Source organism: Bacillus sp. DX3.1 (assembly GCF_030292155.1).
Lineage (GTDB): Bacteria > Bacillota > Bacilli > Bacillales > Bacillaceae_G > Bacillus_A.
This window is the reverse complement of the sequence record NZ_CP128153.1, coordinates 2,960,800-2,973,208: the sequence shown is the minus strand read 5'-3', so window position 1 is coordinate 2,973,208 and position 12,409 is coordinate 2,960,800. Positions and strand designations below refer to the sequence as shown.

At 39.9% G+C, this 12,409-nt stretch carries 10 protein-coding genes; all 10 read left to right on the top strand.

The features are described from left to right. The first annotated feature begins 73 nt into the window (after positions 1-73). Complete coding sequence (locus tag QRE67_RS14750) at positions 74-580, top strand: hypothetical protein (protein ID WP_286120919.1); 507 nt, start codon at positions 74-76, stop codon at positions 578-580. A 93-nt stretch (positions 581-673) separates the two neighbouring features. Then, positions 674-1,030 (top strand): hypothetical protein, encoded by a 357-nt coding sequence (locus tag QRE67_RS14745; protein WP_286120918.1) that lies wholly within the window; start codon positions 674-676, stop codon positions 1,028-1,030. Positions 1,031-1,325: 295 nt separating this feature from the next. Then, a complete protein-coding gene (locus tag QRE67_RS14740; RefSeq protein WP_286120917.1) occupies positions 1,326-1,706 on the top strand; it encodes a DUF2004 domain-containing protein in 381 nt (126 codons plus the stop codon). A gap of 71 nt (positions 1,707-1,777) precedes the next feature. Continuing rightward, entirely contained in the window at positions 1,778-2,206 is a 429-nt protein-coding gene (locus tag QRE67_RS14735; RefSeq protein ID WP_286120916.1) for an SMI1/KNR4 family protein, read from the top strand. 387 nt (positions 2,207-2,593) lie between these two features. Continuing rightward, entirely contained in the window at positions 2,594-6,022 is a 3,429-nt protein-coding gene (locus QRE67_RS14730) for a DUF4132 domain-containing protein (protein WP_286120915.1), read from the top strand. 15 nt (positions 6,023-6,037) lie between these two features. Then, complete coding sequence (locus QRE67_RS14725) at positions 6,038-7,144, top strand: ATP-binding protein (protein WP_286120914.1); 1,107 nt, start codon at positions 6,038-6,040, stop codon at positions 7,142-7,144. Then, complete coding sequence (locus QRE67_RS14720) at positions 7,105-9,411, top strand: DUF5682 family protein (RefSeq protein ID WP_286120913.1); 2,307 nt, start codon at positions 7,105-7,107, stop codon at positions 9,409-9,411. The genes QRE67_RS14725 and QRE67_RS14720 overlap by 40 nt, the downstream gene beginning before the upstream one ends. Then, positions 9,401-10,507 (top strand): VWA domain-containing protein, encoded by a 1,107-nt coding sequence (locus tag QRE67_RS14715; protein WP_286120912.1) that lies wholly within the window; start codon positions 9,401-9,403, stop codon positions 10,505-10,507. The genes QRE67_RS14720 and QRE67_RS14715 overlap by 11 nt, the downstream gene beginning before the upstream one ends. Then, positions 10,483-12,120: an SWIM zinc finger family protein gene (locus tag QRE67_RS14710; protein ID WP_286120911.1), complete on the top strand. Its 1,638-nt coding sequence runs from the start codon at positions 10,483-10,485 to the stop codon at positions 12,118-12,120. Before QRE67_RS14715 ends, QRE67_RS14710 begins: the two co-directional genes overlap by 25 nt. Continuing rightward, a complete protein-coding gene (locus tag QRE67_RS14705; protein ID WP_286120910.1) occupies positions 12,092-12,370 on the top strand; it encodes a hypothetical protein in 279 nt (92 codons plus the stop codon). Before QRE67_RS14710 ends, QRE67_RS14705 begins: the two co-directional genes overlap by 29 nt. Positions 12,371-12,409: the final 39 nt, after the last annotated feature.

Here is a 12,409-nt window from a genome sequence, read left to right as displayed (position 1 = left end):
ATAAATCTAAACCTGTATGGAATCGAGGCGGACGAGCGACAATGGATCTTTCGGAAAGGTGGTTTAATAAATAATGACTTATGGCATTCATAGTATAGAAGTAGAAGAGGTAATTCAATTTTCAAGGATGTTTCAATTTTCTGGTTTAACGCAGGAATTATTAAAAGATATTAAAGTGATAAAAGACATTGATAAAGCGACATTTTTGGCTTATGAAGCAACTTTTGGTGACGATGAATATACTTGGAATGATATTAGAGAATTAGAAATGAGTGAAGTTTGGGGTGATTACTACAATTTAAATGAGGATGAAAGACCAGCAGGATTAGATGCTCTTACAGATTTGATAGATGAACATGTAAGAAAGAGTGATAATGGACTAAGTGATTTTTTTCATGATGTTGTAGCTGATTTGAGAAATTGTGCAATAAATCGTGCAATAAATGGAAAAAGCAATAATTTTTTTGAGAAAATTTTGGAGATTTATAAAATTGGTGGATTTCCATGTGGATGGGATGGAGAGTATTCTGAAGGGAATCCAAAAGGGAATTTTATTGTTTATATGGCTGAGATGGAATAGATAATAGTTATGAAAACTATATGAAATTAACATTGGATAGTTTGAATGAGAACATAAATTGAGCGAGAGAATATATAGAAAGGAGAATAATAGATGAGTAAAGTAGCAATTAGAATAAGCCCGAATGGTTCACTTAATAAATATATAGTACTTTTGAGAAAGTATACTAGTTTAGGAATTACAGAAATAAAAAATAAAATTGAAAACAAAGATTTTTTTGCCGAAACTGATGCGAATGATACCGATGAAATGGAGGATTTAAAAGAATTAGTTGATAATTTGTTGAAGTTAGGTGCAGAAGTAGAAATATTTGATAGTGATGAATATAGCAAGGGGGTTTTCGATTATCAAGAAATTTCTCACCAAGAATTTATGAATAATATTGACCAATTAAAAGAAATTATAGAAGAATTACAGAATTACGATGACGCTTTGGCTGACGAGGTTTAATTTGAAAAGATTAAATGCTATGGAGTAGTTTTAATAACTGGTATTGTAAAAAACATATGTTAACAGCTTGTGTTAGAGTCATACAGCTCAGGGTTCTAAAATTAAAAACACAAAAGTACATAAGACAAGTGAATGAATATCGACGTAAAAACAAATTAACATAGCATGAATTAAATGATGTAAAGATGCGGCTTGTACCGTCAGAGATAAACAGTAAATTTGGGCGGAGTAGGTGAAATTAATGCACTTGTGTTTATGTATGGGGATTTACCAATAAATAAAAAGGAGAATTAAAATGACAATAAATGATGCGGTTTTCGGTAAACTTGAATACGATTATGTTTGGTCTAAGGATACTACCATTCATTTTTTTGTAAATGAATGGGAACAGTTGCAACAAAGTTTTTTACAACCAATATTAGACTATTACAAACAAGAGCGACATGAACTAGGTTATGATATTGAAGTAAATGAAAATTATCCATTCGTTGAAACAATGGATCAAATACTAGAAATGATAAGTTTAGATGGAATTGTTGTTCCGTATGCGGGTATTTTTGAAGGTCGAGATATCGGAATTACATTTAATTGTACATGGGATATAGAAAATGGACTAGGGATTCGTCTATTAAATGAAAAAGTAACTGAAGTAGGTTACCAGGATGTGGCAATTTAAATTTATACGATTTCATTTATTACTTGAGGCTTCGCTTGCGAAGAGGAAAGCAAACCCAGGAGGAACTTAAAGTGAATATTTTACCTAATAAATTAGACCAAGTTCTTGGAGAAGACATTTATAAACGCGAAGATAAGGAAAAAGCGAAAGAGTTCTTAACTAGCCTAGGTGTAGAAGTGTCTGATACATTCAGTGAATTTTATCATCGGTATGCCGGGCCTTTTTGGGAAGAGTACGTTCCCTACGAGTTGCTAGATATTGTAGATGAAGAGAACAATATTGAATCAAACACAATTATTGCTCGAAATGAGCATGGATTTCCTAAAAAGTATCTAGTTTTAAGTGAGATGTCAGCAAATGCTGTACTAGTGCTTGATAGTGTAACTGATAAAGTTTACTCGGTTAATTTTGAAGGCGGAGATGAGCTGCTTTTAAATGGAGAGTTAAAGGAAACTTGGTCATCGTTTTATGCGTTTTTAAAAGAATATTTTAACTGTTAATGTTAGCTAGATTTGTTATAGTGATCCCATAAGTATTATAACTTTTAAACTTCACACACAAATATAAAGATATATAACGAAACATATCGTTATAAATTACAAGTATAGAAATCTGATGATGTTATACATCATATATTTTTTAAAAATCTTCGAGAAACATAAATCTCTAAAACATACAATATGGAACTTTTTACAAGAAACGTATGTTCGTGTATGGGTTAATATGGTATACTAGTAATGTAAATATATTCCGCATCTTGTATAAAACGGTTTATTACAATTAAGTGTTTTGGAATGAGAAATTTCAGATATATGAAAAAATAAGCGTTATCATATTTATTATGTAACCAAATATAAGTTGCAGTGATGAACAGGGAGGCAGAGAAGATGGCAGTCGGTACATATCAGTTATTTCAACATCTTAATATGACAGGAGCGCAAGAGGAAGTAGCAATACGTTACTTGCAAACGAGAGATGAAGAAGTTTTAAAACATATAGAACAAACGACCATTCGTGAAAATAAGCGAAGTGATTTTGCTTGGCAGTTCATGAATGATTTTAGGAAAACGTATAAGCAAGATTCAGTTTATTTTCGGTTGTTTTATCATTTGCTTGAGGATCAACTGTTGAATGTTCTTCTCGTACGTTTTACACATGTGAGTTTTCCAGATATGAAGGTTTATTTCGAAAAAAGCGGCCTTTCGTTCGATAGGCTTGTAGCAACTGCTTGTAAGTATTTAACAAATCTTTCGCGTTCTGTAAATGAAGCGGATGTTTTTCTTAGACAATTAATACAGGAGAATCCGAAGTATATAGAAGAACAGTTGCAAGTACTGACAGGTCAGCAAAAGCTGCTTTTGCTTCTAGTTATGTTCGACGCAGATTATGAGAGATTTCTTACTTACAGTTCCTTATTGGAGGAAGAATTGCAAGAGCATGCGGAGTTTATACTGAAACTAAGCGGAGCAGAAGAGAAGATAGAAGCGGCAAAAAGGTACGTTCGAGGTGAATCTGTCAGCGAAGTTTCTGTCGGTTCGTCTTTACCCGATTTTACTTGGCTGCTATTATTTCGTGTTTATAAGTATTCGAATGTCGCAAAACGATATATGGACTTGTTAGCGAAACGTTCTGTTAAAAATTTTATGAATTATGCGATTTCCCATGCGTGCCATACTCTTGATCAATCTGGAAATTACAGAAAAACAAAGAGTTTTGATACACAAGTGTATGAAACAACCCGAGATTTGTGCGAGCAATTCGGTATTTCAGAGGAAAGATTTTTCGCATATCGCCTTACACAGCATCATTTAGGTGTTGTTGATTTTGATCGCGTATATGAATACCAATTGTTGCTTCGTATGGTGGAAGAACAACCGGAATTTGTGAAGCGTACATTGCAATATTTAAGTCAAAGTCATTACCTTTTTGTATCAATGCTTTTAGCGGAAAAAGGGTACGAGTTACATAGAAACAAAGTACGTGAAGAGTTTTTAACGGTTGTTCTTCAAACGAAATCATCTGACATACGTGGTACATATCGGGACTATTTATTAGGAAATTTATCATTTGAGGATATGAAGCAACTGTTCGAAAGTTCGAAGTATAGAAATAATTACTGGAGAATGCCTGTTTTAGAAATTGCGCTTCTTTGGGATATAGAGGAAGCGGCAAAGAGAGAAGCAGTTCTTACGCTTCAACTCGGGAAAACCTATAACTATAGTTTATACGAACTTCTGCAGCGGTATGCTGCTATGGAAAATTCACCGGAACAAATGTTGAATGAGCTTCTTTCCTATGGTTTATCGAAAGAGAAGCTCATTACCTATTCTGTTGAACAAGCTTCCGAGCGTAATGAAAAAGGAAGTAGGGCAAGAGAAGCGCTCGTTCGTTTGTTTGTAAAAGAACGGGCATATGTAACAGAGAAATTTGCTGAGTATTCTGTGGATGAACGAATTTTCATTTTGGATGAGCTGGCAAAGAATAACGCGGCTCAGACGCGTGATCTTCTCATTCAAAGCCTTGGGGATTCCTCCAAAAAGGTACGTACGGCTGCAGTAGAACTTCTTACAAAAGATGCGGAAGCTGCAGAGGATGTAGCAAAGGAATTAAATCATAGAAAGAAAGTTGTACGCGAAAATGTAATGCAAACACTTTTATATTATAAAACTGACAAATATACAAAGCTTGTACAGGAAGCTTTACAAGAAAAGAAAAACGCTTCTTTGATGGAGAAGTTTGCTCCATTGCTTGAAGACGGAGACTTAGAAGGAGCATCAGGAAGTATAGAAGCTCTTTGCATGCGTATTTTAACGCCGCAAAAAAGGAATGCACTCGTGCAGTGGCTCGGATTTGAACCGCAAATCCGCCTTCGTGATTCCGATACCATTGCAGATGCAATGATTCCTCTTGCATATTTTCAGCAGTATATATCAGATTCCGTCATTGAGAAGAAGGAAGCGGCGGAAGCAATAGGTGCTGCTCTTAACGAACAAGATTTGAAAGAAAATATACAAGCGATATATCAGCTTTGGATTTCTCAAGGCGCGGAATCGAAGAAACGCGGTATTCTTTCGTTGTACGGTATTTACAGTGATGACGAAATGGCGTTGCAGCTTAAAAAGCAGATTGATGAGTGGGCACTTGGCATGCGCGGAGCTATTGCTGCTGCGTCCGTTCAGGCGCTAGCGTTGTCCCAATCACATATTGGGCTAATGTCTATCCATGCGATGGCATTTAAGTATAAACATAAGCAAGTGCGTAATGCTGCGAAAGAAGCGCTGAATCTCGCTGCTAAAACGCGTGGTATAACAGAGGAAGAATTAGAAGATCAGCTTGTCCCAGACCTTGGTTTTAATAAACGCGGTGAAAAGATAATTAATTACGGCAGCAGAACATTTACTGCCTATTTAACTCCAAACTTGAAAATTGAGCTAAAAACGGGAGAAGGAAAACGAATGAAGTCGCTTCCGAAACCAAATGCAAAAGATGATGCGGAAAAAGCTGAGGAGGCTAAGGCGGAGTTATCATCTATAAAGAAGCAGCTCCGAACTATGATTACGATGCAAACGCAGCGTCTTGAAACAGCGCTTTCTCTTAATCGCTATTGGTCACAAAATACATGGAAGTCTCTGTTTGTGGAAAATCCAATTATGCAGCAATTTGCTATCTCACTCATTTGGGGCGAGTATAAGGAAGGAAAGTTGCTTGCTATGTTCCGCTATATGGAGGATGGCACGTTCAATACGATTGAAGAAGAAGAGCATGAACTTACACCAGATACCGTTATTGGTTTAATTCATCCGTTAGAATTGTCCGCGGACGAAAGGGAATTATGGAAGGAACAGCTAGATGATTATGAGGTGACTCAGCCATTTCCGCAAATTGCTCGTGAGGTATTTCAGGTGGAGGACAATGAGGAAGTAACTGTAGAAAGATTTGCTGGTATTCAGATCAATGGTCGTTCGCTGTTTGGTAAGATGACGAAGTACGGCTGGAGCCGTGGATCGGTTCAAGATGCCGGTGTATATTATACATTCTATAAAGAAGATACTCGCGCCGGATTAGGGGCGGAGCTTGCGTTTGAGGGGGCACCGGTTGGATATGAAGGCGAGGAAGATGTGTGCGTATTTGAAATTCAATTTTACAAAGCAGGCACGGTGAGCCGCGGTTCATATGATTACGACGAAATTGATCATGAGAGACGTGTTTTACCAAAACAAGTATCGGAACGCTTTTTCAGCGAAATTTTATATGATATAAAACGGGTAACAGAATCGAATCTCGGCCGTGATGAAAACTGGCGCAGTAAGCGATAAGAAAGGAAATGAAATATGCAGTCTATTAAACCATTAATGGAAGAATTATATGAAATAGAATTGAATGCGTTAGAAACGAATGATTCGTTTCCAAAACCACCTAATTGGCGATTGTCACCGCGTGCCGTTCGTACGTTTATTATCGGACAAGAAGAACCGCTTCTTTGGGAAGGAAAAGAAGTAGAAATTAGTCGTAAGTTTTATGGAAATGATGCGCTTGTGGAACGAGCTATTGTCACATTAGCAGGGAATCGCGGACTTATGTTAATCGGAGAGCCGGGAACAGCAAAGACGATGCTAAGCGAGCTGCTTTCTGCTGCGATATGTAGGAATAGCCGTAACACTGTGCAAGGAACAGCCGCTACAATGGAAGATACGATTAAGTACTCGTGGAACTATGCACTTCTTCTTGCGAAAGGACCTGTAAGAGAGGCGCTTGTGCCAGGCCCCCTTTTCACTGGTATGGAACAGGGGATATTAACTAGATTTGAAGAGTTGACACGCTGCCCGCAGGAAGTACAGGATTCATTAATCAGCATTCTGAGCGATAAGGTACTGAACATTCCAGAGTTTGGGGAGCAAGGAATTCTTACGGCAAAGCCTGGATTCAATATTATTGCGACTGCCAACACACGCGATCGTGGTGTGAATGAAATGAGTAGTGCATTGAAGCGTCGTTTTAATTTTGAAACAGTGCATCCAATTAAGGATGTAAAGCTTGAAGCAAAAATAATAGAGTCACAAGTAACGCGTTTATTAGGAGCCTCAGGCATCACGCCAGAAGTGGACCGGACGGTTGTTCAGCTATTGGCGACTGTTTTTCATGAACTACGAGAAGGCGTGACTGCTGAAGGTAAACGAATTGATCAGCCTTCTTCCGTAATGAGTACCGCAGAAGCAGTATCGGTATATTATCAAAGTGCAATGGACGCGTACTATTATGGAAGCGGACAGGTGAAGATGGATGCACTTGTTCGATACTTATCCGGAACGATTGCGAAAGAAAACAAGGATGATTTAGAAAAACTGCGCAGTTACTTTACAAGCATCGTTAGGGCGCGAGGTCAAGTAGGAGGAGAGGCATGGAAGTCGTTTTTCGAAGCTCGCAATCAGCTGAAGTAAACTCATTGTTTCAAAGAGCTTACAATTTAAGCAATAACGTCGTATATGTGCCTATTCGCCATCATAGTCCTGCATGCTCTTTTCATGTACAAAAAATAGTTGAATTATATAAACCGGATGCAATTCTTATAGAGGGACCGATAGATTGTAACCCCCTTATTCCGCATATCGTGAGTGCAGAGAGCGAGGCTCCGATTTGTATATATTGCAGTTATGATGATAAAACGGATGTGCTTGAAAGAGGAGAGAGCGGAAAGTACCGTGCGTACTATCCCTTTCTCGACTATTCACCGGAGCTAGTCGCACTTCGGGAAGGAGCTGCACATGGCATTCCGGTTTCATTTATTGATCTTCCCTTTAAGGAATATTTGTTTGTAACGAAAAACGAGGAAGAGCACGGGAAACATGGCGAACAATACTTCCGGCACAGTCAATATGTCCGTATGCTCTCAGAAAGAACGGGTTGCCGAAGCTTTCATGAATTTTGGGAGAAATACTTTGAATTGCAAGGTTTTCATATGACGAGCGAGGAGTTTATCCGGCAGCTCTTCGATTATTGTTATTACACGCGCGCGGACTATACGCAGGAGATGTTGTCAGAAGACGGCTGCGTGGCCAGAGAGATGCACATGGCAAAGGAAATTGAAAAAGCGCGTAAAGTATATGATAAGGTGCTCGTAATTACCGGGGGCTTTCATGTGAAGGGACTTCTTGAATTGGAAGGAGAAAAGAAAAAACTGTCCAAAAGTCCGTTGTCTGCGGCATATGCAAAAACGTATCTTATGCCGTACTCCTTTTTGGAAAGCGACCAGACGCGCGGTTATGAGAGCGGTATGCCTGCACCTGCTTTTTACCAACATATTTGGGAGAACAGGGATGAAGCGACAGCAGAGCAATTTATGATACGAGTTGCTAGACAGTTAAAAACAGAAGGGATATCAATGGCAGATGAGATTGAGGCTGCGCGAATGATACGTGAACTCGCGCTGCTTCGGGGAAAGATGCAGCCTGGATTGTATGAGTTGATGGATGCGGTGCGCAGCGCATTTGTTAAAGGAGAGGTATCTTCGATAGATAAACCTTTGACGCTGCTTCAGACGAGTCTGCAAGGGACGAAGCGAGGCAAATTGTCAAAAGAAGCGGATGTGCCGCCGCTCGTGCATGATTTTCGTGCTTCTGTTCGTTCGTTTCGTCTTCCTGCCCGTTCTACTGTACCACATGAAACGATTCTTGACATATACAAGAAAGAACGGCACCAGTATTTAAGCCAATTCTTTCATTGTCTCGCTTTTTTAGGGGTTCCGTTTTGTGAGAAGCTGCGCGGTCCAAACCTTGCCAGAAAGCAGAACATCAATCTCATGCGAGAAACTTGGAAATATCGTTTCTCAGCGCAGGTGGAAAGTGCTCTCATTGACTTATCTGTGTATGGCGGAACGGTGAGAGAAGCCGCGCAGGAGGTGCTGCGAGCAAAGCTGTATAAGGCGAAAGGGCGTGCTGGAGAGGTGGCTCTTTTATTGATGGAAGCCTACTTAAGCGGGCTATTTTCCGATTTTGCCATGTACATCCCTTTCATAGATGAGGCAATACAAGAAGATGGGGACTTCGTGTCTATGGCAGATTGCGCTTACTATTTATCACAAATAGAGAAAGCAAATCAGCAGGCAGATAGCGCCCGAAGCAAATCGCTTTCGCTATTCTCTGTTTTAGATGGCGGCGAACCGGGAATTATTGCGGAAAAGCTTATCGATTTGTATACATTGCAGCCTGCAGATCAGCAGTTTATTGAAGCATTGGAGCTTTATTTGCAAAAAGAGAAACGGGAAAGTCAGGTAGAAGGTGCAGTATTTGGGCTGTTAACTTCCTTAGCGAAGAGGACGGTTGATGATGTAATGCAAGCGGCAGAAGGATACTTTTATGGAAGTGGCGATATGCAAAAGCAAGCCCCTCTATTTTTGCATGGTTTGTTTGCTGGTGCAAAAGATATTTTTCTATATAACGAGTCGCTGCTTGACGGGATATCTCATGTCCTGCAAGAACTTGATGAAGAGACATTTTTGCAAGTGCTGCCGCATTTGCGCCTCTTGTTCAGTCAATTCACTCCGCTTGAGGTTGATACGATCGCCAGACAGATTGCTCGGTTATATGACACAACGGAAGAAGCGATAAAAGAAGAAGTGATTTCGGAAGCTGTGCTGACGTATGCAATGCAGTTAGATCGGAAAGCACAGGAGATTCTGATTAAACGGGGGCTAGAAGATGGAGAATAAGATCTCTTTGAATCGATGGCGTCTTGTTCTTGGAAAATATGCGGATGATCAAATAACATTTCAGGAAGAAAGCCCTGTATATAGGGAGATGGACGAGGCGCTGGAGTTTTTGTACGAACGGGAACGTGGGGAAGAACGCGGCGGGTCGCTGGATCCTTCGCAGCTAACAGTGCCCACTTGGGTTTCTAAAGTGCGCGAGTTATTTCCGAAAGAAACAATTGAAATTATGGAAAAACATGCGCTGGAAAAGTATGAATTAACTGCTTTGCTACAGGATAAGCAAACGCTTGAAAAAATGGAGCCAAATATGAATTTGTTAAAATGCATCTTACAATTTAAGGATCATGTAAAGCCTGATGTATTGGACACCGCTAAGCGTATTGTAGCCAAAGTAGCTGAGGAGTTACGTCGTAATTTAGAGCAGGAAGTGAAGCCCGCTTTAAGTGGTAGACCGGATCGAAACCGTTCTAGCCGTGTACGCACGATGCGCAACTTTGATTTTAAGAAAACGATTCGAAAAAACATGAAGCATTTTGACAAGGAGACGAACACCATCCATATTGAAAAACCGTACTTCTATGCTGCAACGAAACACGTTAACCCATGGCGTGTGATTCTCGCAGTAGACGAGAGTGGAAGTATGATTGATTCTGTTATTCATAGTGCAGTTATGGCTGGCATTTTTGCAAGTTTACCGACGATTAAGACAGATTTGTTCATCTTTGATACATCCGTTGTCGATTTAACAGATCGTATTGACGATCCAGTGGAAACGCTTATGAGTGTACAGCTTGGAGGAGGGACATATATTGCACAGGCGCTGCGCTATGCAACGAATAAAATAGAGATGCCGTACAAAACAATTGTCGTGCTTGTAACGGATTTATATGAAGGTGGCAGTTACGCTGAAATGTACCGAGAAGCGATGAAGATTGTAGAATCAGGAGCAAAGCTTATCGTACTTACTTCTCTTGATCCGACTGCACAGCCTTTTTATGATAAACAGGCGGCAAAAAAAATGGCAGCGCTCGGTGCTCATGTAGCAGCGCTAACACCAGGGAGGTTGGCACAGTGGATCGCAGCAATCATTTCTTAAATGTTCTTTCCTCTATTGATGAAACATACTTGATCGCGATGTCCAACAAAGGAACATACAAGAGAGCGATCAAGGATTTGACTGCTGTATCAAATGTCAAAATGGACGTAGAAGAGAATGCAGCGCAAATACAATTTGACGACGAAATTACTGTAACGTTTACAGGTGATATACGTAGTTATTCCTGTACTTGTGATGCCCGCTCCATTTGCAAGCATGTAATTATGGCTTTGCTGGAAGCTAAGAAGATGTACGAAGGAGAAGAGAAAACGAAGGTTGATTTCTCTGCTCTTTTGAATGTGGACGTACGCAGCATTGTTTTGGAAAAGATGTGGGCTGAAATAATGTTCCGCGAAACATTTCAGCCAAAGTTCATTTTAGAAGAAGAGGCAGCTTTAATTGCGTCCTTCCCAGAAGAGAATATAACTGTTCGCTTTCTGACAGCTGAATCGGTAGCTGATGCGATCTGTACGTGCAAAGCAGATGGGATATGCCGTCATAAGGCGGAAGCGGTATATGGGTATCAAAAAGAGAAAGGAATCTTGCATGAAATGAAACAGATGCGTCCTCTTATCATTGCTCCGGAAAAGCTATCCATTTTCAAAGAGATGATCGAGCAAGTTGTTCATTTTGGATTAACGCGGCTTACTGAAAACACAATCTATGAAATAGAACAACTTTCTGTAAAAGCTCGTTCTTTAAAACTAGCAAAGTTAGAAAATTTATTTCGTAAGCTAGCGACGGATATTGGGCTATATCGGATGAAACATACGTCTTTTCAAATGGCATCCTATCGGCAAACGCTGTCTGCGATTTATGAACACATTTTGTTGTTAGAGCGCCATTGCCTGCAAGAGAGTCCGTTTCGTTCGGAATATTATGAAGTCCCACCGCTTACTTTGTACGCTTTCGGCGCATCCGGCTGGCAAACGAAGTCCGGTTATGTTGGTGTGACGTATTATTTCTATAATCGAGAGCAGGAAAAGTGGATTACATACACGCAGTCGCGCCCGATGTTTTATGAAGGAAGCAGCACAACTCCTGAAGTACTCCATGAAAAGCAAGCTCCATGGGAGATTGCGGGGAAAGGATACGAACTGTCTCGTTCATCTTTCCGATTGAAGCAGGTAAAACTTAACGCTGATTTTCAATTGTCATCTAGCTCACACACGGTAGGAGAAGTGGAAGGGGCAACAAATGTGGCAGAGTGGCACTCTCTCTTTCTGACCTCATGGGAAGAATTGTTAAAAAAAGTAAAGGGGCAGAGGTTAGAGACAAATAAGCAAGGAGTATTTTGTATAGAAGTTGCTGAAATAGGAGAATGGCTGTTTCAGCAGCAGGAACAAAAATGGATCATTCCTCTTATCGATAAGACCGGTAAAACATTGCAAATGCAAATGATGAAACGACCAGAAAACGAACGGATGATTAGACTTATAAAAATGTATATGGACTCGTTGAGCGTAAAGCGAATGCTTGTCCATTCTTATCAGGAAGGTACAAAGCTCGTTGTCACACCTGTCATCTTATATACAGAAGCAGGAGAGATTTTAAATATTACACTCAATGAAGGAGAAACGTTCTATGATAGAGTTAGTGCGCATAATCGATGAATTGGAACAAGTTCTAGATGAGATGCTTGTCTCAGGAGCAGGGACTGTACCTTTTTCTTTTTTTCAGAATATAAAACGAGAATGCGAAAAGTACGGTCTTTCTTATGCTGCCGCGCAGCTACTTGTCATAGAGGAAGAACGAAACAAGGCCCGCTTTCTTCATAAAGAAGAAACAAGCAAACTGACGGAAGCGTTTTGTAAGTTGCAGGAATATATTCAAGTTGTAAAGGCTGAAATGCTGCATTTATAAATAAATAGCTAGACTAGTAGATGAATATTGGATTTAGAT

Excerpts from the sequence above, each read along its gene's own strand:
- QRE67_RS14740 (WP_286120917.1), top strand. The coding sequence starts at position 1,326 with ATGACAATAAATGATGCGGTTTTCGGTAAACTTGAATACGATTATGTT.
- QRE67_RS14745 (WP_286120918.1), top strand. The coding sequence starts at position 674 with ATGAGTAAAGTAGCAATTAGAATAAGCCCGAATGGTTCACTTAATAAA.
- QRE67_RS14715 (WP_286120912.1), top strand. The coding sequence starts at position 9,401 with ATGGAGAATAAGATCTCTTTGAATCGATGGCGTCTTGTTCTTGGAAAA.
- QRE67_RS14720 (WP_286120913.1), top strand. The coding sequence starts at position 7,105 with ATGGAAGTCGTTTTTCGAAGCTCGCAATCAGCTGAAGTAAACTCATTG.
- QRE67_RS14750 (WP_286120919.1), top strand. The coding sequence starts at position 74 with ATGACTTATGGCATTCATAGTATAGAAGTAGAAGAGGTAATTCAATTT.
- QRE67_RS14730 (WP_286120915.1), top strand. The coding sequence starts at position 2,594 with ATGGCAGTCGGTACATATCAGTTATTTCAACATCTTAATATGACAGGA.
- QRE67_RS14725 (WP_286120914.1), top strand. The coding sequence starts at position 6,038 with ATGCAGTCTATTAAACCATTAATGGAAGAATTATATGAAATAGAATTG.
- QRE67_RS14705 (WP_286120910.1), top strand. The coding sequence starts at position 12,092 with ATGATAGAGTTAGTGCGCATAATCGATGAATTGGAACAAGTTCTAGAT.